This is a genomic window from Bacillus sp. UNC438CL73TsuS30 (assembly GCF_000482325.1).
GTDB lineage: Bacteria > Bacillota > Bacilli > Bacillales > Cytobacillaceae > Neobacillus.
Map to the genome: position 1 here is coordinate 233,356 of NZ_AXVA01000010.1, position 21,799 is coordinate 255,154.

The following is a 21,799-nucleotide window of genomic DNA, read 5'->3' on the forward strand; positions in this document are numbered from 1 at the left end:
GCACCACCCGAATTTTGTCGACTATTTGTATGAAAAATATACCTTCAGGAGAAATTAACAGAAAGAAAGGAAGGTAGAGTATGTGCCCAGATGTATTCGAAGCTATTAAGAATGTGGTTGCATCGTTAGTGGACGATGAGCCCAAATCGCCATTACATGTTGGTGAAGTGATGTCTTGCTGGTTATTTTTAGCTTTAAGCGCGGAGACGCAGGTACAGACGGAAGCAGGAATAAACAGCACTACCGACCCTGAATTAAGAAAAGCTCTACATGAAGCAGTAGAGATGTTTAAAGCGCAGAAAGAGCAGCTTGCAGCCTTTTTGCGATTAGAAGGAGTACCCTTACCACCCACTAGTGAATCCAAACCCATCTCAGATCCAAATAGTGTCCCGCTTGGTGTGAAATTGACGGATAACGAACTTGCAAACAGTCTTAGGAAAAAAATCACGATGGCGATTACCAACTGTTCCGCTGCTTCAGCTCAAACAATCCGTAACGATGTTGGCATCATGTGGGGGAAATTTTTACACGAACATATCATCTTTTTAACGACACTTAAATCAGTAATGCGAAAACGAGGGTGGCTCAAATCTCCACCGCCGTATCATCCACCAGGTTCTCCGAATACAGGAAGGTGAGAAATGTGCCAGACCTATTAGAAGCGGTTAAAAATATAGTTCAATCGTTGATGGACGATGAGCCGAAACCACCGTTACATGTTGGGGAGGTTATGACTTTTTGGTCCTTCCTTTCTGAAATGGGGGATGAACAAGTCCATTCGGAGGCAGGGATGAACAGTACAACGGACCCCGAATTAAGGAAAGCCTATCAAGAAACCATATCCATGCTCAAATCACAGAAAGAACGAATGATTGCATTGTTACAGTCAGAAGGAGTACCCTTACCGCCTTTAAGTGAGTCGAAACCCATCTCAGACCCAAATAAGGTACCGCCCGGTGTCAAGTTGACCGATGATGAACTTGCAAACAGCATTAGTATTAAAATGTATTTAGGTATTTCCTATTGTGCTACCGCGATCAATGAGTGCGCACGCAATGATGTTGGTTTGATCTGGATAGAATTTTTAGAGGAATACATGATTTTTGGATCAAACATGAAAGCCCTTCTAAAAAAACGAGGGTGGCTGAAAGTTCCACCTCTTTATTATCCCCCCGGTTTACCGAGTCAATGACAACAGCTGTCCTAAAGGGATGGCTTTTTCTTGTTGAACTACCAGAAACATCAACTTCGCTAGATTCGACAAAAATCGGGTGGTGCCTGTCACCACCCGATTTTTGTCGAATTACCTGCTGGGATAAATGAGGTTGCTGAAGTCGCCCCTATTTGATTGACCTGACATAGAAGCTAAGTAGTAGAAGGTATTTTTTTACACATATGAAATAAGTAATAGTATTCCTTGAAAGTGGGTGGCATGATGAATCAAAACGAATATGAATGGGTTCGACAAACCCGCGGCACACTATTAGACTTTTGTGCGCAACTAAATCCCCATGATTTTACTCACCAACATGGCTTCGCTTTGCAAAGTGTACGGGACACATTGATACATATAGCAGATTGTTACTATGCATGGCTCGGCTCATTTGTTTTAGAAAAGACAAAGAAGCCGATTACTCCAAAGGAGGAACGGGATCAATTTAATTTGGAAAAAATAAAGGAACGTTTTGAACAAGTAGATTCGATTGTAAATGAGGTATTTGAACTTCCTAGAAATCAATTAAATGAGATGATGGAAAAAAAGATCCCTTGGAGAGAGGCACCAGAAACACTATCCATCACAGCCGGAAAATTGCTCATGCATACCATTACACACGAATTCCATCACAAGGGGCAAATTGTCGCCATGTTACGCCAAATGGGGTATGAACCCCCGAACACCGATGTATTAGGGACAGAAGATTAATCTAAAAATGGGACCGATCCTCTAAAAAATCGGTCCCATTATCGCAATGTCAGTTTTTAAGCTTCAATTGAAGCTGTTCGGCAGCATGTAAGGCAGTTTTGTCCTGCTGGATATCCCCGGGCTTATTGCCCTCACCAATCACATACCCAGCAAACTCCATCCCCATAAAATCAAAAATATGCTTGAATTGCTGGATCATCGGTAACCCCTTCAAGTACGGATTATCGCCGCCAACCGCAACTACATAGGCCTTCTTCGCAGCCATCTGCTTCTTAAAATCAGGATACCGCGCATCCCGCATCGAATGCGACCAGCGATCAATAAAGTTCTTCATCGTCCCCGACATACTGTACCAGTAAACCGGCGTAGCAAAAATCAACGTGTCATGCTGCAACACCCGGTCAATCACAGCATTATAGTCATCTCCGCGATCTTGGAATCCGGCCTCATCATGGCGCGCATCCTCAATCGGCAAAATTGAAAAATCCCTTAAGTTGATTCTCTCTACATCCAACCCGCGAATCGCATGCTCAGTCAGTGCTTCCGTATTCCCATTTGGACGAGTTCCCCCGTAAAGAACCGCAATTGACATCTGTTCCATCTCCTTTATAAATGGATTTCCCTTCCATCATACCAAAAATCAACCGAAACCCATCATCCCGTGTTCGAGTCGACAAAGATATACATAAAACTACCATTACCGCCATTTTTCCCTTAAGTGATATAATTTAGGTAAAAAGAGAATCGTAAGAGGTCAAGGCAATGAGGAAAACAGGACAAATCACGCTCGTAGGTATTTCGTTATTATTTACTGCTTTTCAAAAAATGTATCACCAACAGGAATTTTTCACCATCGATTTTTTGATTTTCACCGTGATTGCATGGATCGTGGGCTATCAATATGACAAAGCCCGCCACTTCGAAAAAAAAGTCCGGGAAAGTGAGCGCAGCTACAAAAAACTCATTGATTCCCTGCCAGACCCGGTATACATACTAAAAGATCATAAATTTCTCTATGCCAATCACGCCGCTGTCCGCATGGCAAGGGCAAAAAACAAAGAGGAACTGATAGGAAGACCGATTTTTGATTTTCTCGTGCCGGATTATCAAGACCGCGCACGCGAACGCTTTAAACAGATCCAAAAGGAAAAGTCCCCCGTCAATACCATCGAATACAAGGCAAAACGGCTCGATGGCTCAACCTTTTTCTTCGAAGTCTCTTCGATGTACATAGTTTTTGGCGGCCAGAAAGCCGTGCTTTCAATGGGAAAGGACATTTCAGCACGCAAAGAACAAACAGACCAGCTCCTGCAAAAATCGGAGAAGCTCGCACTGCTCGGCCAGATGGCGGCTGGGATTGCCCATGAGATCCGCAATCCGCTCACATCAATCCGCGGCTTTATTCAGCTGTTCAAGTCCGGACAAAATCACCCGCAATATTTTGATATCGTACTCTCAGAGCTCGACCGGATTAACAGCATCGTCGGTGAATTCCTCGTACTCGCCAAGCCAACCGCATCGGTTTTGATTGAAAAAGATGTGAAAAATTTAATCAATGACGTCGTCACCCTGATCAATACCCAGTCGATTTTGAACAATGTCCAGATCTATGTCGAGTTCGACAGCGACCTGCCAATGGTGATGTGCGAGGAGAATCAGCTCAAGCAGGTATTTCTGAACCTGCTGAAGAATGCGATTGAGGCGATGCCCACAGGCGGCCAAATCGACGTGAAGGTCAAGCAAAAGGAAGATGGCAAAATATCGATTCAAATCATCGACCAGGGCGTGGGGATTCCTGAAGACCGTATTCCGACACTTGGCGAGCCGTTTTACACCACAAAGGAAAAAGGCACCGGCCTCGGCCTGATGACCTGTTACAAAATTATCGAAAACCATAACGGAGAAATTAAGATTACGAGTGTAGTAGACGAGGGCACCACGGTAGAGGTCACGCTGCCAACGATTACGCAGTCGTTGTTGGTGATGTCGTAGGGCGGGGGTTGCTCGTGAAGTAAGAAGAATATTAGATAAATCGTCCCTATACCTGCCAAAGTGGCAGGTATTTTTGTTGAAAATGGTAATTTTGCTTTGAAGAAGGGATTTGATCATGAAGGATACCCTCATTCCAGCAGATTGAATACGAAGTGGTGGGTAAAAGGGCAAAAGTAGTGTATATTGGTTAGAACCGGAATGTAAACTCCCTAAAGTGGTGGGTAAAGAGCAAAAACCGGTGGGTACACGAAATAGATATAAAAGGAGCTCTAATCTGAGAATGCGAACTTACTGAAAAAGGTAATTTTTCTTCGCCAGCAACTCACTAACTAAACATACCGCACCCGTCATAATATGCGTCACCAAAAACACAGAAAACAACCCTCATTCCCCAAAAACCAAACCATAACCACGACTAATCATCTTATGAAAATGAACCCATCCACTTTCCCACTACCTATTGCAATGTTAGGAACCAAGCCTTCAGCCTGAAGCGAGCTAGAAGTGGGGACCTAAGACTAACCCAATAATCTAGGAAAACTATTAAAAAACAAAGACAGCGAAAATCTCACGATTTTCATAAAAAAACCAGCCTCATTCGATGAGGCCGGTCCTAATTTTTGTTTTAAGTACTAATGCTTTTCAACTTGTCGGTAAATCTCCTCAATTTCATCCTGATTAAAATTGCCTTTTTCAATTAGTCGTTGGATTGTTTTGGGGGAATCACCATTTTTATATGCTTCAAATAGAAGTTCTTTTAGAAGCTCTTTCTTTTCTTCCTCTTTTTTATACGCAAGCTCTTTTAAAGCTTGTTCTTTTTCTTGTTGGTAGATTTTCTCGACTTTTAACATTCGCAACCACTCCCTAATGCTTTTTGAATATTCCTCATCAATGATTTTGTCTGTTGCTGTCAATATACCTACGATTACAGCTATTTGTTCAAAATCATTTTGGATATTTTGTGCTAATTCGATACTTTGGCGAATGAGCGTTTGCCGGTTCTGATTGCTGTTCATTAGTGGAACAAGAATTAGCTTCATTATATCCTCTTTTAAAAGCGAAAATCCACTTTCTATCTTATCTTTTATCTCAATCAGCGTTTGGTCGCCGTCAAAGGCTCGAAGCGAACAGCCTTTGTCTCTATAAACATACTTCCCATATCTAATAATTGAAGATCTGGAATAATATCGCTTGAATAGATAACTGCGATATGGACTTTTTTAATTTGTTTGCTCTGGTTATAAAATCGATTGACGATGCGAAGAACATATTCACAATACTTGAGATGGTTTTCTACGATTCTTTTATTTGTTTCATATTCCAAAAGCAGGATAGATTCATCCTCAAGTGAGAATACGTTATCTGCTCTACGTTCATCCACTTGCATCCGAGGAAAGTTATTGGGGAGGACTTCTTTGATTCTAGGGTAATCCAGCTGGTAGACACTTAATACTTGATCTTTATAAAGCTCACTGAGGGATTTCATCAAGATATCATTTGAATGGTAGCTTATTTCCTTTTCCATGGTTGGATCCATCCTTTTTATTTAGTTATCTTTTTCTAGAAGCAGGGACATATGCGGGACAAGAACATTGGCCATTCTAGACAAGCAAAATAACAGGAATCTCAGCAATATCAGTTTAATGGAATGGGATTGAGATGAAGAAGCGGTGGGTAAGATTAAAAGGATTTTGAAGGTGGGTATTTATGCAGTTAGCAGCCCCAAACCAGCCCATATAAGACTGGCTCAGGAATACTGCAAAAATTAATAAAATCGCTTAAAACTAGCAAAATGCTCTTTGAAGTAAGAGTTGCTTAGGCTGGCTACCGTGATTCCTTTGGTTCCATCGGCATGGATGAATTGGTTATCGCCAATATAGAAACCAACATGGGAGATTCCATTCTTATACGTATTCTCAAAGAATACGAGATCGCCAGGCTTTGGCTTATCTACATAATAAGAACGGTTATAAAAGCCATCCGCAGAATAGCGAGCGATATCGATGCCGGCCTGGTTGGCCACATGATAGATAAAGCCGCTGCAGTCAAACCCTGACGGAGTGCTTCCGCCCCAGACATAAGGGACGCCGATTAAGCTTTTGGCGGTGCTTACAATTTTTGCAGAAACATCAGTACCGGAAGGCTGCTGTGTCTCAGGCTGCGTCGACTCCGGTACAGAAACAGACGTCCCCTTAATCTTCAGTTTCTGACCCACATAAATCCGATCAGAACTCAATTGATTCAGTGTCTTCAACTCCGCAACCGTCATCCCGGCTTTACGAGCAATCCCGCCTAACGTGTCGCCGCTTTTCACGATATAATCGGTCGCATCAGCTGGCGGAGTCTGCGGTTTAGCAGGCTGAACAGGCGGCTTTGCCGGTGGCGCAGGTGGTTTAGCAGCAACTGCCGGCTTCCCAGTCACTTTCAACTTTTGTCCAACACGAATCAAATTGGACTTCAAGCCATTCAATGCTTTCAAATCCTGCAAGCTAAGACCGAATTGCTTAGCAATCTTTCCGAGTGTATCACCAGATTTAACGGTATAAGTGGACACGTTTTTTGTCGTCGAAGAAGTAGTAGTAGAAGTAGTTTTCTCCTTACCAGGAACCTTCAACTTCTGGCCAACCCGAATTCGGTCAGACTTCAATCCGTTCAACTTCTTCAATTCCGACACCGTTGATTTAAATTTTACGGCTATTTTACTAAGGCTATCGCCTGTTTTCACAACATACGTAGTCGTTGCCGTATTAGAAGTGGTAGTAGATGTTTTCTTTGCCACCGCTTCCGTCGTAAAAGTTGCCCCTGACGACCCAGCAGCAACCTTTAGCACCTGACCAGGATAAATGGTCGTGCTATCCAGCCCATTCCACAGCTTTATGTCCCCAACACTTACATCATACTTATTGGCAATCTTAATTAAGGCGTCACCACTTTTGACGGTATACGTCTTCACCGGGGAGGATGTCTTCGTAACAGTAGTCGTTTTTGCTTTTGTGTCTGGGAGCTTAAGTTTTTGATTGACCTGTAGAAAATCCGATTTTAAACCATTCAATGCCATTAGTGTGTGTACACTGGTGTTATGTTTCGAGGCAATATGTGATAGGTTGTCACCTTTTTTGACCGTATATGTACTAGCATGCGCTGTCCCTGCGTAAACTGCTGATAAAACCGCTGCTGTCGAAACCGCACGGACTATTGTTTTCTTCATTGAGTCCCTTCACCTCTTTATTTTTTCACTTTTTAAATATTTTATCATAGTTTGCTAGTGTTTCGGGGCACAAAATTGAAAAAGATGACAAAAGAGGCAGGATTTTGAGGGGTAAGGGGGATTCTGTGTGGAAAAATGGTGGAGAAATCGTAGTTAATTTGTAAAATGCTTATACCATGAAAAGGTCCTACTGTATCCCGGTAGGACCGTTGATCTTTACAAGATTAAGGAGTTAAAAGCGGGTCTCCGAACACAAAATAAGTAGAATAAGGATCATCAGTATGGAACTCTATCCTTAGCATCTTAATGTCCGATACATCCAAGTTTGCTAGTTTTGGATCATCCTGAGTCTCTAACAAACCACTGTCATAAATAACGTTTCCATCAGCGTACACAGTAATACTCCCGGTTGTACCGTTGCCAATTCCTAAATCATCTAAACCAGCTTTAAATGAAAGGTTTCGATACTTTCCGTTTAATTTATAATCGATGTATTCGGAATTACATGAACAGTCAAAGAGTACTCCAAATCCAGTAAGCATTTTTTTCCCATTCACAATTAAGCTTTTACCATCGTCCCATTTGTTAATATGAATAGTGTCAATACTTCTATAGTAGTAAGGTAAATTTGTAAGCTGGATTAACCCACTTACAGGGAAAGTTCCAACATATAAGGCATTGTTACTTGTGATGTACTTATAATTTTCATCTGTTCCTCTTAATGCAGGCACAATTCCGTCCATCGCAACATATTGTTTCCCTTGGTAACTAACAAAGTCTGCATTGCCTTCTTTCGCACCATCAATATAAATGGTTCCATTCTTTTTAGAGATCACAGAAGCCAAATCGTCCGTTAATTTCTTGTTGTTAGCGGTCAAAGTAGCGTTCGCAGCGGTTAAATTTTTATTTGTGGCAGCTAAACTGTTGTACTTAGCTGTTAAACTTTTATTGCTGGCAGCTAAACTGTTGTACTTAGCGGTTAAGCTTTTATTACTTGCTACCAAGCTATTGTACTTAGCTGTTAATTTTTTGTTGCTGGCAACTAAGCTGTTATACTTGGCTGTTGTCTTTTTGTTACTAGACGTTAAGCTTGATACTTTTGCTTTCAATACTTTCACTTCATGCTTTAATGAAGCCAGTGAATTCCCACTTGCAAATGACATCGTAGGAATACTGATTAAAAGGAAGGTTGCAAATAATGATAATAATAGTTTTCTTTTCATAGGGGTCTCCTCTCGTAATATAAGAAAAATAAGTATAATTTACATAGGGAAAAATATCACACATAGGAAATAATTACTAGTGTTTTCCCTAAGGTAAATGATTCCAAGTGGGAAATCCCTTTCAAAATATAATGGAATACTATACTTTGAATCTGTAAATATCCATTTTCTTCCAATGTTAAAAGTGGTAAAATAAGACTACTTTATTTTAAGGAGGGAGCTTTGCTGAGTTAATTTGCTCATCAAGGGGTTCAATGCTAAATTCAACAACTAAAAAAGAGGCTTTAAAAAGATTAGAAAGATTAAGTAAACAATATGCAAGTTTGGGAAAAAAGGTACAAGAAAGTTCGATTCGGCTGCTGGAGGCCAGACAGCATTCATCTGAGTTAATTAAGGAGATCGAACAATATATTAATACACTAGTAAATACACCAAAAGAGTTTGAAGCAACCTTTTCTGAGATTAAGATTTATCTTGATAAATTTCAGTCAATTCTTGACATAAAGTTGTATGATGAAAAGATTCAAAAGATCGCAGGAGGTTTAGCAGGTGCCGGCGTAGCGATGGGCGCGGGAGTAGCAGCTTTCGGACCAACTGCTGCGATGGCAATTGCCACTACCTTTGGAACGGCTTCAACCGGAACAGCGATTGCTACACTTTATGGGGCAGCACAAACCTCTGCAGCCTTAGCCTGGCTTGGAGGAGGTGCCCTTGTAGCAGGCGGCGGAGGAATGCTTGCTGGTGAAGCACTGCTTGCTTTAGCCGGACCGATTGGATGGGCAATCGGAGGCACAGCCTTAATCGGCGGCGCATTTTTTGCAAATAAGAAAAATAAAGAGGCAGCCGAAAAAGCGCAGAGAGAAACAACAAAAATTCTAAAGGAAATCGCCGTTTTAAATGCAGCGGATATTGAAATAAACGAATTAAGCGAGTTAACGATCGTACATAGAGATAATCTTAAAAGTCAGCTTTCACACTTTCAAAAGTTGGCACCACGTAATTACAATGAATTTTCAAAAGACCAAAAATATGAAATTGGTTAATTTGTAAATAATACTCTGTCATTATCTATGCTTATTAATAAAAATATAGGTAAATAAGATGGCGACACCATTCAAAGCAGCTGCTGACCAAATAACAGGTTCATTTATTGATTCAATCAATCAAACAAGATTAAATGAGCTTTCAAGAGAATTAGATCGAATTCTATCAGATGAAACCCTGGCTCTTGGACAGCAAAAGGAAGCGTTAATGGAGGCGCTGGCTCAAGTTTCAAAGGTAAAGGATTTTCTAAATAACCCTGAACATATTCTTGGAAGCGATTTGACAAAGCATGGTGAAATAGCGGAACAAATCGAAGTGCATATTCGAAATGCTTACGACCTTTTAAAGGGCAACATTCCTGGTGCAACCTTTGACGGTGTGGGCAGACTTGCCCCGGAAGATTACCTTATTGATGGGATAAAAGTACAGTCAAAATTTATTAACGGGATTAATAATAATCTGGATCATGTCTTAAAGCATATGGACAAATACCGTGATTTTGGCAGGGATGGATCCTATTATCAAATTCCAAAGGATTCTTATGAGACAATCCAACAAATATTGGATGGGAAAATTCCGGACGGATTAAGCCAAAGAACCGTTAATAAGATCCTTGAAAAGGTAAGAGAAATTGAAAATCAAACAGGCAAGGACTTTCATGAAACAGTTAAGCCGTCCATTTCTGATTACAGTGATGTCCAACGGGGGGCAGCTCAAAACACAGTTCACCAGCATGAAGAAAAAATAAAAAAGCAAAATGAGGAAATAAACAATAAAATTAAAGATGAATCTGACAAAGCGAAAGACCAAGCACATCAAAATGCAAAACCCAATTTGCATGAAGGTTTAAAGGCCGGTCTGATTGGTGCTGGGATAAGCGGTGGAATGTCCCTGCTGATTAGCATCTATAAAAAGCATAAACAAGGAACGAGTATCTTAGAATTTGATCAACAGGATTGGAAGGATGTTGGAATCGACTTTGGGAAAGGCGCATTAAAAGGGGGAATTACAGGTATCTCCATTTATGGTTTTACGAATTTCACATCCATGACTGCCCCTATGGCCAGCGCATTCGTTTCTGCTTCTTATGGGGTTTCAAAGCTCTTTATGGATTATAAAAATGGAAAAATTGATTTTGATGAGTTTGTTAGCCAAGGGCAAATTACATGTTTGGAAACCGGCATCGTGGCACTGGGAGCGGCATTAGGGCAGGCTTTTATTCCGATTCCAATTGTAGGTACAATGATTGGCAGTTTTGCTGCAAGTACGCTTGTTAGCCTAGCCAAGAATTATTTTGGGGAGGAAAGTAGGAAGCTTGAGGAAAAATTAAATCAACAATTCAACAATGCCTTTAATAAAATTAATCAGGAATATAAAAGGGTAGTAGAAAAAATACTCGAGGAATATGACAAACTTGGTACTATAACGAAAATGGCGTTTGATTACGATTGTAATGCCGTTTTCCGCTTCCAAAGCAGTAAAAAACTTGCTTTGGCATATAATGTTGAACAAAACAATATTCTTAAGGATATGGATGAAATTGACGATTTCTTTTTAAGCTAAAAGTCTACCACATAATGCAACTAATGCGGTTAAACAAAGAACACCAATCACGGCCTTAAATAAAAATAATCCGCCCGTTTTTTACGAGGTGGATTATTTTTATTAGGACCATCATTGGAAGCTTCTATGATAAAATAGACTTCATTTTGGGTCGTCAAAATAATAGCTATTTAACCTTCACCTTAACCACTCTCGAATTCCCGGCAGCATCCCTCGCCGTAATCGTTAACGTAGTATTTTTCTTCTGTGCTTTAATCTTTAATTTGAAATATCCTTTAGAGTCGGCTTTTCCACTCGCTAAATTCTTACTGCCAGCCTTCACTTTAACATAGGCTTTCGCTTCTGTCTTCCCGCTGACATATTTGCTCGTTTTCTTCACTTTATTAACCGTTAAAGTAGCTGGAGCTGTTTTATCGGCTACCGTAACAGATGTAGTGCTACTTACATTTTTAGAACGATCCGTAGCGGTAAAATACAATTTCGATCCAGCTTTAACTGGCTTTGTCGGAAACTTAAAGTTTCCGTATTTGTCCGTATTCGCTACTCCAAATGGTTTCGATCCATTTTTAATCGTAATTTTCGAATACGCTTCGGCTTTACCAGTAATGTACTTATCATTGTCATCGAAAGGGTTTACTTTTGGTGCAGCTGGTGGAGTCTTATCCAGTACAGTAACATTAAGGACTGGGCTAACGTTTCCAGCAGCATCCTCTGCAGTAAAGCTGAGCTTCGTGCCCGCTTTAAATGGGGCTGCAAGGCTTACTTTAAAATTACCATTATTATCTGCGTTAACCGTTTTAAAGGTTGCAGCGCCATTCTTAATGGTTACCTTTGAACCCGCTTCCGCCTTACCGGAAATGGTTTTATCATTGTCGTCGACCGGATTTACGATGGGTCTATCCGGAGCCGTAGTATCTACCATAGAGGCATAGATAAAGTATTGATCATACGAGACATAATCGTCTAAGTTCGCTGCAGCAATATAATATGTTCCGGGTTTAACCGGCAAAAACTGAAAATCCATACCGTCTTCCGAATCGGCATATTCAGGCGCAACGATCACGCCATTTGAATCAAATAACCCAAATCCAAATCTGGTTAAGTAGTCAACGGGATTCAGAGCACCCGCAAGAAGCAAATATCCCGGCTCTGTAACGTTAATCGCGAAAGTATCAAAATCACCATCGCGAGAGGCATTGAAACTAAAATCCCCTACAACAGCGGTCCCTAGTTCCATCGGATTTGCCATCTCAAACAAATCATTTGGTTCCTGTTCGATTATGTAATCAATATCACTCTTTGTTGCAAGACTGCGAAAACCTGGTTTTTTCGTGTTGTTTAAAATTCTGCTAACATCAATGTTTTTAAGCTTTGAATCTTTGACACTTTGATGATGGGTTCTAGTTAGTTCTACTACACTTCTTTGCACATCTGTAGCTGTACCGGCAGCAAATGTGGTGGTTGACGGTAATCCTGTAAACAATAGAGCAGCCGCAATCCCAGCGTAAGCAACTTTCTTTTTCAAAACATCTTCCCCCAACTAATTATATTTTCCTAGTAAGTATATCACGGTTGTAAAATTATGTAACTTTAAATAAAAACTGTTATTTCTACATTTTCCATCTATTTCATTACTATAAATCTCCAAAATTCATAAAAATTCTTTCAATTCCGACTGGAAATCTATTTACATATCAAATATTTAGGAATAAAATAGGTAATTAGGATGATAGTAGGAGGCGTCAAAGAACGTGGAAAGCAAGGAGAAGAATAACCGCTCTATGGAGCAAAGTGCATTTTCAGAGATTATCAAGAACGCTTACGAAAAAGGTTTAACAGATAGTAATCTCACCGTACATAAGTTATTAAAAGACTTAGAAACCGAACTGAAAAATATGAGGGTAAGTTAAATAGATAATGGGGTCGCCTTTAAACGACAGCCTGTTATCTTTTTTTTTATTTAGGCTGTGTTAAAGAACAATGTTGATTTAGAAAAACGTTGATTGGAGCGGAAGGTGCGAGACTCCTCGAAAATGCTAACGCATTTTCTTCGTGCGTGGGCGGATTCGAGGAGGTAATTCAGTGTCCTGCGGGAGCAGCGGGACAGGTGAGACCCCGCAGGCGCTTAAGCGCCGAGGAGGCTCACCGCCCGCCCCGCGGAAAGCGAGCATCCTGGAGCGGAAATCAACAACTAAGTTTAACAGGGCTTTTATTTAAAACATCACAGCAGTAAATCTCCATGGTTAAACCATCTTCTAAAAAATTCCTATTAAAAAAAGGAGTAGTCTCGGTTGAGGAAAATCTACCGAAACTGCTCCTTATTTTCTGCAGTGGTTAATAATAAATGGATGAGAGAATCCAGCTCCTGACTGCATTTAATGGCTTCAGAGGAATCAATCCCATAGGTTTCCACCAATTCAGCCAATTCTTTTTTATGTTTTTCAATCGTTATGATCAAATGTTGCATGAGTTCCGCTCCTTATGAAGCATCTAAATAAGCCAAAATTTATATTATCATTAAATTTGAATTTTTAAATATCAAGATTCCCATATGGACCAATTCTGGATTATAATGCGGTTAAAGAAGGTTGAATTGAGGAATCCTTGACATAAAAGAGTAAAATTTGTAACAAAGATGTTACAAAGAGAGTGTGAGATCCGTGCCACCGAATGAAATCGTTTTAATAGCCGTTACGGCTCTTGCATCGTTTGCTGCCGGAGCCATACTATCTAACAAGCTGAGTTCAAGTGAGCAAAAAAAGAAGTTTCGGAAACGAAATGAGCCAGAAATTGAAATCAAAAAAGCCAAACAAGATTTGCTCCATACGATTCAAAAGCAGCAAGGGTTAACCTTAAAATATGTAAAAATCGGCGATCGATACATTCATACTTTGTGTGAAGGAGAACTGCTAGCCAAATTAGGACTTTCTTCTGAAGCAGTAGTAGGAAAAGATTTACGCGATTTTTTACCACAGAAATATGCAGAAGAAAAGCTTCAGTCCTATCGAAAAGCCTGGGAAGGGGAGCAGGTAAACTACGAGCAAAGACTAAATGGAGTCGACTACCTAGTGAGTTTACGCCCGGTTTTCGAGAATGGCCAAGTGGTGGAAGTAATTGGTTCGGGTGTTGATATTACCCCGCAAAAGGAACACGAAAAAAGACTGAAAGAATCATATGCCTTAGGCAGAACGTTAATTGATAGTCTGCCACTCGGCATCCTTGTAGTGGATCAAGAGAAGAAAATCATCGCGATCAACGAGGCGTGCGGCAAAATGTTTCAATTAGACCAACCGATTCAGTCTTACATGGGAAAAAATGTGGCAGATTACCACCATGTTTATTTTGAACATGTCGAAAAAGAGGGGAAAAGGGTAGGGGAAATGATCCGAAATCATCAGCCCGTAGTGGATGAAGTCTCCTTTAAAGGCGGAAGAATCCTGAGGAGAAGCTACCGCCCTTTTTATATGGAGGAGGAGCTAAATGGACATCTATGGACATTTGAAGACATTACCGAGCGAAAAAGAATGGAATTGGCCAATCGAAAGGCTAAGGAAGAAGCGGAAAAAGCGAATCAAGCCAAATCTGAATTCCTATCCAATATGAGTCATGAACTGCGGACACCGTTAAATGGAATTCTTGGATTTTATCAGCTGCTGGAATTGGATGAAACACTGAACGATAAGCAGCAGGGATTTGTGGCGGAAATTGGTAAGGGCGGACGCCATCTGTTAGAGTTAATCAATGAAATCCTCGACCTTTCCCGAATTGAAGCGGGAAAACTAAAAATTTCGACGAAGAGGGTAAACATCAACGAAATGATGAAGGAGTGCATCGATTTCACCAGTCCATCGGCCCATCAGAAAGGAATCCACATCAGGTATCAAGAAAATGCCGAAACAGACCAATATGTGGTGGCAGATCCCGTTCGTTTGCGGCAGATTATCTTGAATTTAGTAGATAATGCGATAAAATACAACCGAGAGAACGGAGATATTTTTATCGAATATACAAGCCAGGAGGGTTTTCTCACCGTTCATATCCGGGATACCGGTATAGGCATAGCAAAGGAAAAACAGGATGTGGTGTTTGAACCCTTCTATCGGATTGACCATTCCACTGTTGAAGGGACAGGAATCGGACTTTCGGTTGTCAAGCGTCTTCTGACCTTAATGGGCGGTCGGATGGGGATAGAAAGCGAGATCGGCAAGGGCAGCGATTTTTGGTTTAGCCTCCCATTGGCAAGTCATCATGAGGGATCAAAAGAAGACACGATCGTACAGGCTGACAAAAACCCCCAAAAACCGGTACGGACAAAAGTATTATATATCGAGGATAATCTCGCCAATATACAATTGGTGCTTGAAATAGTTGAGACGCTTGAGGGAGTATCGCTGATCTCAGCGTTAACCGGAGCGGAAGGAATCATAGCAACCCGAGAGCAAATGCCTGATGTAATCCTATGCGATCTCCATCTCCCGGATATAAGTGGATTTGAAGTCATTAAGGCACTAAAGGCAAATCCGAAAACCGCCGACATCCCGATTCTGGCGGTAAGTGCGAATGCGATGGAGGAAAACATCCATCGGGCATTGGAGGCCGGTTTTTTGGAATATATCACAAAACCGCTGGAAATTGCCTTTTTTATTCAGCAAATTTCCAAGCATTTAGTTTAATGCATAGTTTTCAACAGAGAAGCCAAAATATGGATGGATAGGCTTAGTTTAATGGGGGATCAAAATGGATGAGATTAAGGTGGTCATTGCCGATGATGATCCTTCTTCGAGAATGCTTTTAGCACAATTTACACAGCTTTTGCCCGACTATATCGTTGCCGGGGAAGCAGCCAGCGGCAATGAGTTGCTTGAATTAGTCATGAAAGAAAAACCGGAAATTGTCTTATTGGATATCCAGATGCCGGACCTAAATGGTGTGGAGGCAGCAAGGACCTGTAAAATGATTGCTCCTTCAGTTCATATCATTTTTACAACGGGTCATGAAGAGTATGCAGTGGAAGCGTTTAACCTTTCAGCCGTGGATTATCTAGTCAAACCGATTGAGCGGACCCGCTTTTTTATGGCGCTGGAAAAGGCAAGAAAGTCGATAGAAGTAGTGAAAGCCATCGAAGCAAGAATGGCAAAGAAGGAATGGAAGAGGCTTACGATTAAATCGAATCAGACCTTTGTCTATCTCCCTGTGGAAGAGATTCTTTTTATCGAAAAAGAGGGGAGGAAATCGGTTATTCATACGGTAGATGAGCGGTTTGTAACGCATGAACCGCTTTTAGAACTTGCGGATCGGCTTCCTGATTATTTTCATAAAACCCACCGTTCCTATCTGGTAAACTTGAAGAAAATAGTTAAAATCGAGGCATTAGGCGAGACCTATTCGGCGCACTTCGCCAACTGTGAAAAAACAGCCTATATTTCAAAATTGAAAATCAACGAAATTCATCGATTGATGGGGACGTGAGGAGGTCTTTTAACGTGAGTAAAAGGCCTTTTTAATTTGGAAAATTCATGGTCTGTTGAACTAGGTTGTTGCTTTCCGCTCCAAGTACAAGAGGTTCGTGAGCGGTCCGGGAAGCCTACTCGTCGCATCGCTCCAATCAGCATTGTTTCTAAGTCGACATTGACCTTTAACACCTGAATCGATTTGTCCATTCCATTTTATTCGCCCATGAACCTAATCTAGCAATCCTATTAAATTTCACCAACATCATATAGCCCTGGATGTCAAAGACTCCTCATTTCATACCTCCTTTACCGCATTTCAATCCGGTATTCCCACATATGAGGACCTTTCTATTTAAAATTGTAAATTTAGTGTTAAGATTATCTATGGTTTATTCCAATGCTTCATAAGTAGTGGTACTCTTAATCTAGTTGACATACAGTGGATAAGCATTTTGAACCATGAGCCTCTTCTGTAGCTTGCGGAGCTCTCCTGCTATTTTCATAAACTCGCTGCTCCAATCAAGTCAACTTGAAGAAATAGAAGTCTTAGGTGAGACCTATTCGGCACATTTCGACAACTCCAAAAAATCAACTTATATTTCTAAGTTCAAAATCAACTAGGTTCATCGATTGATGGGAACATGTTGAAGGTCTTTTTCACTTTGTAAAAGGCCTATTTGTTGTGAACAACGATACCATTTTATGGAAAAAACACCCTCTGAGGATGAAAATATGCCAATTTCCTCATACCCCTTCTAATTTCTTACAAAAAGGTGTTTAATAGAATACGTGATAAATATTCGACAACTTACGTAAAACAATGACAGATTGTGATATAATACACAGTGTTTTGAGTCAATTACTTAGGAGGACAAAATGGAAGAGACGATAAGCTTAAAAGAATTGTTGGAGACCTTGAAAAAACGAATCATCTTGATCGTTTCCATAACCCTGATTGCGGCCATCGCAAGCGGCGTCGTGAGTTACATTTACTTAACCCCAATCTATCAAGCTTCTACACAAATTCTTGTAAACCAAACCAAAGATAAGAATACACTTTACAACAGTAACGAAGTACAAACAAACCTTCAACTTATCAATACCTACAATGTCATCATCAAAAGTCCGGCTATTTTAGATAAAGTAGCAGAAGAATTAAATAACGGCATTACCGCCAAACAAATAGCAGATGAGATCACAGTAGGGAATGAAAAAGATTCCCAAGTCGTAAACATTACCGTTCAAGACCCAAAAGTACAACAGGCGGCGGATATTGCCAATACAACAGCAAAGGTTTTCCAAGAGGAAATCACCAAACTCATGAAGGTGGATAACGTCAGCGTTTTGTCTAAAGCAACGATTGATGACAATCCATCACCTGTAAAACCTAGACCATTATTGAATATTGCGATTGCGATCGTAGTTGGTTTAATGGCTGGAGTAGGAATCTCGTTTTTACTTGAATATTTCAATAACACAATCAAAAACGAACAAGATGTTGAAAAACTATTAGAACTTCCGATTTTGGGGGGTATCGCAACGATTGATGACCAAAAACTTGAAGATGCTCAGGCACGTCGTGCAAAAAGAAATGCAGTAAGGGGTGAGACGATTGGCTCTTAAGAAAAAGAAAACAACTAGTAAAGACTCAAGCAGAAAGCTGATCACGATGATTGACCCGAAATCGCCAATCTCTGAACAATATCGGACCATTCGTACCAATATTCAATATTCAGCAGTCGATGGCGAAATGAAAACCATCATGGTGACTTCATCTGGTCCAGCAGAAGGTAAATCAACCACCGCTGCAAACCTTGCAGTTGCGTTCTCGCAACTTGGTAAAAAAGTACTGCTTGTTGATGCCGACCTTCGGAAACCGACGGTTCACCATACATTTAGACAAAACAACATCCATGGATTTACAACGGTATTAACGAAGCAATCAACACTTGAAAAAACCGTCCTTGACACGCAGGAAGAAGATTTATTCATTTTAACAAGCGGACCGATACCGCCGAACCCTGCAGAGCTATTAAGCTCGAAGTCAATGGAACAATTTATCATCGATGCCAAAGAAATGTTTGATTATATCATTTTTGATACACCACCATTATTAGCGGTTGCCGATGCACATATTTTAGCGAATCAATGCGATGGTTCCATTCTTGTAGTATACAGTGAAAAAACTGAAATCGATCAGGCGAAAAAGAGTAAAGAGTTGCTAGGAAGTGCCCAGAGTAAGCTATTGGGCGTTGTGTTAAACCACAAAGAGGTACAAAAGGGCGAATATTACTATTATTATGGTGCGAAATAACAAAATTCGACAAAATCCTACCCTTTACCTTAATTTGTGACAGTGTTACTATTAGAAATGTCATAAAATATACACAATTGATGGAAAAGGGTGGGGCTTATGGTTGATTTGCATTGTCATATATTACCTGGTATAGACGATGGGGCAAAGGATCTATCAGAGAGTATAAAGATGGCCAAGAAGGCTGTCCAGCAAGGAATCCACATCATTGTGGCTACTCCACACCATTTAACTAGTCGATATGAAAACCCGAAAAAACAAATCCTTCAAAATGTAGAGCAATTAAATCAAGCTTTGAAACTAGAGAATATTAATCTAACTGTATTACCTGGCCAGGAAACCCGGATCTATGGTGAAATGCTAGAAGGCTATGAGCATGGAGAAATTCTCCCAATCAACAACACCCAATATGTTTTAGTAGAGTTCTCTTCAGGCCATGTGCCGCGCTATACGGAGAGACTGTTCTATGATTTGCAGTTGAAAGGACTTGTTCCAGTGATTGTCCATCCTGAACGAAACCAGGAAATCATCGAGCAACCAGAAATCCTCTATCAACTTGTGAAAAAGGGAGCATTATCGCAAGTCACTGCTTCCAGTATTTCAGGGGATTTTGGGAAAAAGATTAAGAACTTTTCCCTGCAATTAATCGAAGCAAACTTAACCCATTTTATTGCATCGGATGCGCATAACATGGTCAATCGCACCTTTAAAGTGAGAGAGGCGTTTGATCTCGTACAAGCTAAATACGGAAATGATATGGTTTACTTGTTCGAAGATAATGCGGAAATCGCCATTGAAGGTCAGCACGTATATAAGGAAGTTCCAGGAAGAATTAAAAGGAAAAAACTATTTAAAATCTTTTAACCTAGTATGCCGATGAGAGTTTACATCTAGTAAAATACTTTTTCAGGTTTCATCACCTGTTCGGCGAAGCTTCTCTGTCCGATATCCATGGGGGCACTCGGTTACACTGTGGGAGGAAGAAGCTTTTCTCCTTAGACGCAGGTCGTCAAAAGTGTGATGTGAGGCCGGGTTCGATGCCGGATTTTAAATAGAAAAATAATAAATATCTAATGAAAGATTAAGTGTACAAACACTTGCATTTCCATTAGGTATTTATTTTTTTACCCATGACGCTTTAATGGGGGAAGAGAGATTTAGATAAACAAACAAAGAAAGATAAAGGGGGAATACCATTGTCCTATCGACAGAGATTGACCACACTTGCTTTATTGGATTCAGTGATTGTGTTAACGGCCATCTACATAAGTTATTTTACATTGGTTCCGGAAATTCCGATTTTAAAAATTAATATGCTGCCGATCACCGCGATAACGTTGTTATGCTGCCATCATGTATTTGCTTCGATTTATAAGCTTTACAATAAGGCATGGCAGTATGCAAGTGTAGGTGAATTGGTAGCGATTGTGAAAGCCGTAACGTTTTCCATCGTGGTAACAGCCATCATGCAAGAAATTATTTTCCATAATATTTATGTTCGAGCGTTGATGATTACTTGGATGCTTCATGTCTTGTTTATTGGTGGATCAAGGTTTTCGTGGAGAATGTTCCGCGACAACATCATGAATAAGCAACAAGATATTAAAAAAACACTTATCATTGGTGCAGGTTCAGCTGGAACAATGGTAGCCCGGCAATTAATCCACAACCAGGAAGCTGATTTAAAGCCGGTGGCATTTATTGATGATGACCTAGTGAAATATAAGTTGGATATTCTTGGAATACCAGTTGTTGGCAATTCTGATTGTATTGTACAAACAGTTGAAAAATATCAAATTGATAACATCGTGATTGCGATTCCCTCTTTAACACAAAAAGAGTTAACCCGGATTTTCGATGAATGTGCAAAAACGAAAGCAAAAACACAAATTATTCCAAAGCTTGAGGATTTGATGACAGGGAAGATTTCAGTCAATCAGTTCCGCGATGTTCAAGTAGAGGACTTACTTGGCAGAGAACCTGTTGTATTAGATATTCAAGGGATTTCAGCAAAGGTTGCGGGAAAAACCGTGCTTGTTACAGGTGCGGGCGGTTCCATTGGTTCCGAGATTTGCCGGCAAATCTGTAAGTTCAACCCTAACAAGATTGTATTAGTAGGGCACGGTGAAAATAGTATCTATCAAATTGATATGGAGCTTCGGAATAAATATCAGAAACAAATTGAAATTGTACCTGTCATTGGTGATATTCAAGACCGGACAAGAATCTTTGAAATTATTGAAGAACATAAACCATTTGTCGTTTACCATGCTGCTGCACATAAGCATGTACCGTTAATGGAATACAACCCAAAAGAAGCGGTTAAGAACAATATATTTGGGACGAAGAATGTTGCGGAAGCCTCTGAAACATTTGGTGTTAATACATTTGTTATGATCTCTTCGGATAAAGCGGTAAATCCACCGAATGTTATGGGAGCAACAAAACGCTTTGCAGAGATGATTATTCAGAGTCTTGCACAAAATAGTAATACAAAGTTTGTTGCGGTCCGGTTCGGAAACGTTCTTGGTAGTCGAGGTAGCGTAATTCCATTATTTAAAAGGCAAATCCAAGCTGGTGGTCCGGTAACAGTTACTCACCCAGACATGACACGTTACTTTATGACGATTCCGGAAGCATCGCGACTTGTGATTCAGGCTGGATCATTAGCCAGAGGAGGAGAAGTCTTTGTACTTGATATGGGTGAGCCTGTTAAGATTGTCGATTTAGCGAAAAACTTAATTAAGCTCTCTGGTTATCAGGAAGAGCAAATAGGGATTCATTTTACTGGACTTCGTCCTGGAGAGAAGATGTACGAAGAACTTCTCAATGAAAATGAAGTACATCCGGAAAGTATCTTTCCAAAAATTCATATTGGTAAGGCCAATGTCATGAATGCCGGAGCTCTTAGCTTATTAATCAATAATCTATTAAATATGAATGATAAGGATATGCATGATACCCTTATTGCTGTAGCTAATAATAAGTTTAAGACATATACCAATTTTGACAGCAATTAATTAATATATTGTGAAAAAAGTTTGTAAAAAGCATTAACTTTTTGTAAGAAACACAAAG

General features: G+C 40.3%; 20 protein-coding genes. 13 read left to right on the top strand and 7 right to left on the bottom strand.

From position 1 onward, the window contains the following. Positions 1-80: 80 nt before the first annotated feature. The 3 genes from M028_RS0104265 to M028_RS0104275 all read left to right on the top strand — a co-directional run bounded on the left by M028_RS0104265 (position 81) and on the right by M028_RS0104275 (position 1,924). Complete coding sequence (locus M028_RS0104265; protein ID WP_026572808.1) at positions 81-638, top strand: DUF3231 family protein; 558 nt, start codon at positions 81-83, stop codon at positions 636-638. Between the two features lie 5 nt (positions 639-643). After that, positions 644-1,192: a DUF3231 family protein gene (locus M028_RS0104270; protein ID WP_026572809.1), complete on the top strand. Its 549-nt coding sequence runs from the start codon at positions 644-646 to the stop codon at positions 1,190-1,192. A 240-nt stretch (positions 1,193-1,432) separates the two neighbouring features. Beyond that, on the top strand, positions 1,433-1,924 hold the full coding sequence (locus M028_RS0104275; RefSeq protein ID WP_331280302.1) for a DinB family protein: 492 nt from the start codon (positions 1,433-1,435) through the stop codon (positions 1,922-1,924). A 49-nt stretch (positions 1,925-1,973) separates the two neighbouring features. Here M028_RS0104275 and M028_RS0104280 read toward each other — a convergent pair whose 3' ends face one another. Beyond that, positions 1,974-2,516, bottom strand: coding sequence for a flavodoxin family protein (locus M028_RS0104280; protein ID WP_026572811.1), 543 nt, complete (start codon positions 2,514-2,516; stop codon positions 1,974-1,976). Positions 2,517-2,686: 170 nt separating this feature from the next. Here M028_RS0104280 and M028_RS0104285 point away from each other — a divergent pair, with 170 nt between their 5' ends. After that, positions 2,687-3,916 (top strand): ATP-binding protein, encoded by a 1,230-nt coding sequence (locus M028_RS0104285; protein ID WP_026572812.1) that lies wholly within the window; start codon positions 2,687-2,689, stop codon positions 3,914-3,916. A 632-nt stretch (positions 3,917-4,548) separates the two neighbouring features. Here M028_RS0104285 and M028_RS31400 read toward each other — a convergent pair. The 4 genes from M028_RS31400 to M028_RS0104300 all read right to left on the bottom strand — a co-directional run bounded on the left by M028_RS31400 (position 4,549) and on the right by M028_RS0104300 (position 8,347). Next, the gene (locus M028_RS31400; RefSeq protein WP_051590921.1) at positions 4,549-4,956 is read right to left on the bottom strand and encodes a hypothetical protein; all 408 of its coding nucleotides are present in this window, start codon (positions 4,954-4,956) and stop codon (positions 4,549-4,551) included. Positions 4,957-5,009: 53 nt separating this feature from the next. Further along, entirely contained in the window at positions 5,010-5,441 is a 432-nt protein-coding gene (locus M028_RS31405; protein ID WP_051590922.1) for a hypothetical protein, read from the bottom strand. 240 nt (positions 5,442-5,681) lie between these two features. Next, positions 5,682-7,124 carry a C40 family peptidase gene (locus M028_RS0104295; RefSeq protein ID WP_026572813.1) on the bottom strand — a complete coding sequence of 481 codons (1,443 nt, stop codon included), beginning with the start codon at positions 7,122-7,124 and terminating at the stop codon, positions 5,682-5,684. Positions 7,125-7,348: 224 nt separating this feature from the next. Next, a complete protein-coding gene (locus tag M028_RS0104300) occupies positions 7,349-8,347 on the bottom strand; it encodes an NPCBM/NEW2 domain-containing protein (RefSeq protein ID WP_026572814.1) in 999 nt (332 codons plus the stop codon). A gap of 254 nt (positions 8,348-8,601) precedes the next feature. Between M028_RS0104300 and M028_RS29390 the strand changes: the two genes are divergently transcribed. Continuing rightward, positions 8,602-9,390 carry a hypothetical protein gene (locus M028_RS29390; RefSeq protein WP_051590923.1) on the top strand — a complete coding sequence of 263 codons (789 nt, stop codon included), beginning with the start codon at positions 8,602-8,604 and terminating at the stop codon, positions 9,388-9,390. A 58-nt stretch (positions 9,391-9,448) separates the two neighbouring features. Next, on the top strand, positions 9,449-10,954 hold the full coding sequence (locus tag M028_RS0104310) for a hypothetical protein (protein WP_026572815.1): 1,506 nt from the start codon (positions 9,449-9,451) through the stop codon (positions 10,952-10,954). A gap of 166 nt (positions 10,955-11,120) precedes the next feature. Here the strand turns inward: M028_RS0104310 and M028_RS0104315 are convergent, their stop codons facing one another. Then, complete coding sequence (locus M028_RS0104315) at positions 11,121-12,479, bottom strand: Ig-like domain-containing protein (RefSeq protein WP_026572816.1); 1,359 nt, start codon at positions 12,477-12,479, stop codon at positions 11,121-11,123. A gap of 226 nt (positions 12,480-12,705) precedes the next feature. On the opposite strand from M028_RS0104315, the gene M028_RS32600 reads away from it, so the two are divergent. Then, positions 12,706-12,864: a hypothetical protein gene (locus M028_RS32600; RefSeq protein WP_155925443.1), complete on the top strand. Its 159-nt coding sequence runs from the start codon at positions 12,706-12,708 to the stop codon at positions 12,862-12,864. Positions 12,865-13,256: 392 nt separating this feature from the next. Here the strand turns inward: M028_RS32600 and M028_RS31890 are convergent, their stop codons facing one another. Further along, the gene (locus M028_RS31890; RefSeq protein WP_081810643.1) at positions 13,257-13,421 is read right to left on the bottom strand and encodes an aspartyl-phosphate phosphatase Spo0E family protein; all 165 of its coding nucleotides are present in this window, start codon (positions 13,419-13,421) and stop codon (positions 13,257-13,259) included. A 193-nt stretch (positions 13,422-13,614) separates the two neighbouring features. Here M028_RS31890 and M028_RS31410 point away from each other — a divergent pair, with 193 nt between their 5' ends. From M028_RS31410 to M028_RS0104360, 6 genes are all read left to right on the top strand, one after another. Next, positions 13,615-15,627, top strand: a complete 2,013-nt coding sequence (locus M028_RS31410) for a PAS domain-containing hybrid sensor histidine kinase/response regulator (protein ID WP_051590924.1) — start codon at positions 13,615-13,617, stop codon at positions 15,625-15,627. Positions 15,628-15,691: 64 nt separating this feature from the next. Further along, positions 15,692-16,423, top strand: a complete 732-nt coding sequence (locus M028_RS0104340; RefSeq protein WP_026572818.1) for a LytR/AlgR family response regulator transcription factor — start codon at positions 15,692-15,694, stop codon at positions 16,421-16,423. A gap of 860 nt (positions 16,424-17,283) precedes the next feature. Then, positions 17,284-18,030 carry a YveK family protein gene (locus M028_RS0104345; protein WP_026572819.1) on the top strand — a complete coding sequence of 249 codons (747 nt, stop codon included), beginning with the start codon at positions 17,284-17,286 and terminating at the stop codon, positions 18,028-18,030. Continuing rightward, a complete protein-coding gene (locus tag M028_RS0104350) occupies positions 18,020-18,721 on the top strand; it encodes a CpsD/CapB family tyrosine-protein kinase (protein ID WP_026572820.1) in 702 nt (233 codons plus the stop codon). The genes M028_RS0104345 and M028_RS0104350 overlap by 11 nt, the downstream gene beginning before the upstream one ends. Before the next feature lie 99 nt (positions 18,722-18,820). After that, complete coding sequence (locus tag M028_RS0104355; protein WP_026572821.1) at positions 18,821-19,585, top strand: tyrosine-protein phosphatase; 765 nt, start codon at positions 18,821-18,823, stop codon at positions 19,583-19,585. A gap of 332 nt (positions 19,586-19,917) precedes the next feature. Beyond that, complete coding sequence (locus M028_RS0104360; protein ID WP_026572822.1) at positions 19,918-21,741, top strand: polysaccharide biosynthesis protein; 1,824 nt, start codon at positions 19,918-19,920, stop codon at positions 21,739-21,741. Positions 21,742-21,799: the final 58 nt, after the last annotated feature.

What these genes read in the sequence shown, in the direction of transcription:
- M028_RS0104355 (WP_026572821.1), top strand. Translation starts at nt 18,821, where the DNA reads ATGGTTGATTTGCATTGTCATATATTACCTGGTATAGACGATGGGGCA.
- M028_RS31890 (WP_081810643.1), bottom strand. Translation starts at nt 13,421, where the DNA reads ATGCAACATTTGATCATAACGATTGAAAAACATAAAAAAGAATTGGCT.
- M028_RS0104340 (WP_026572818.1), top strand. Translation starts at nt 15,692, where the DNA reads ATGGATGAGATTAAGGTGGTCATTGCCGATGATGATCCTTCTTCGAGA.
- M028_RS31405 (WP_051590922.1), bottom strand. Translation starts at nt 5,441, where the DNA reads ATGGAAAAGGAAATAAGCTACCATTCAAATGATATCTTGATGAAATCC.
- M028_RS0104310 (WP_026572815.1), top strand. Translation starts at nt 9,449, where the DNA reads ATGGCGACACCATTCAAAGCAGCTGCTGACCAAATAACAGGTTCATTT.
- M028_RS0104345 (WP_026572819.1), top strand. Translation starts at nt 17,284, where the DNA reads ATGGAAGAGACGATAAGCTTAAAAGAATTGTTGGAGACCTTGAAAAAA.
- M028_RS29390 (WP_051590923.1), top strand. Translation starts at nt 8,602, where the DNA reads ATGCTAAATTCAACAACTAAAAAAGAGGCTTTAAAAAGATTAGAAAGA.
- M028_RS0104265 (WP_026572808.1), top strand. Translation starts at nt 81, where the DNA reads ATGTGCCCAGATGTATTCGAAGCTATTAAGAATGTGGTTGCATCGTTA.
- M028_RS0104280 (WP_026572811.1), bottom strand. Translation starts at nt 2,516, where the DNA reads ATGTCAATTGCGGTTCTTTACGGGGGAACTCGTCCAAATGGGAATACG.
- M028_RS0104300 (WP_026572814.1), bottom strand. Translation starts at nt 8,347, where the DNA reads ATGAAAAGAAAACTATTATTATCATTATTTGCAACCTTCCTTTTAATC.
- M028_RS0104275 (WP_331280302.1), top strand. Translation starts at nt 1,433, where the DNA reads ATGATGAATCAAAACGAATATGAATGGGTTCGACAAACCCGCGGCACA.
- M028_RS31400 (WP_051590921.1), bottom strand. Translation starts at nt 4,956, where the DNA reads ATGAAGCTAATTCTTGTTCCACTAATGAACAGCAATCAGAACCGGCAA.
- M028_RS0104295 (WP_026572813.1), bottom strand. Translation starts at nt 7,124, where the DNA reads ATGAAGAAAACAATAGTCCGTGCGGTTTCGACAGCAGCGGTTTTATCA.
- M028_RS0104285 (WP_026572812.1), top strand. Translation starts at nt 2,687, where the DNA reads ATGAGGAAAACAGGACAAATCACGCTCGTAGGTATTTCGTTATTATTT.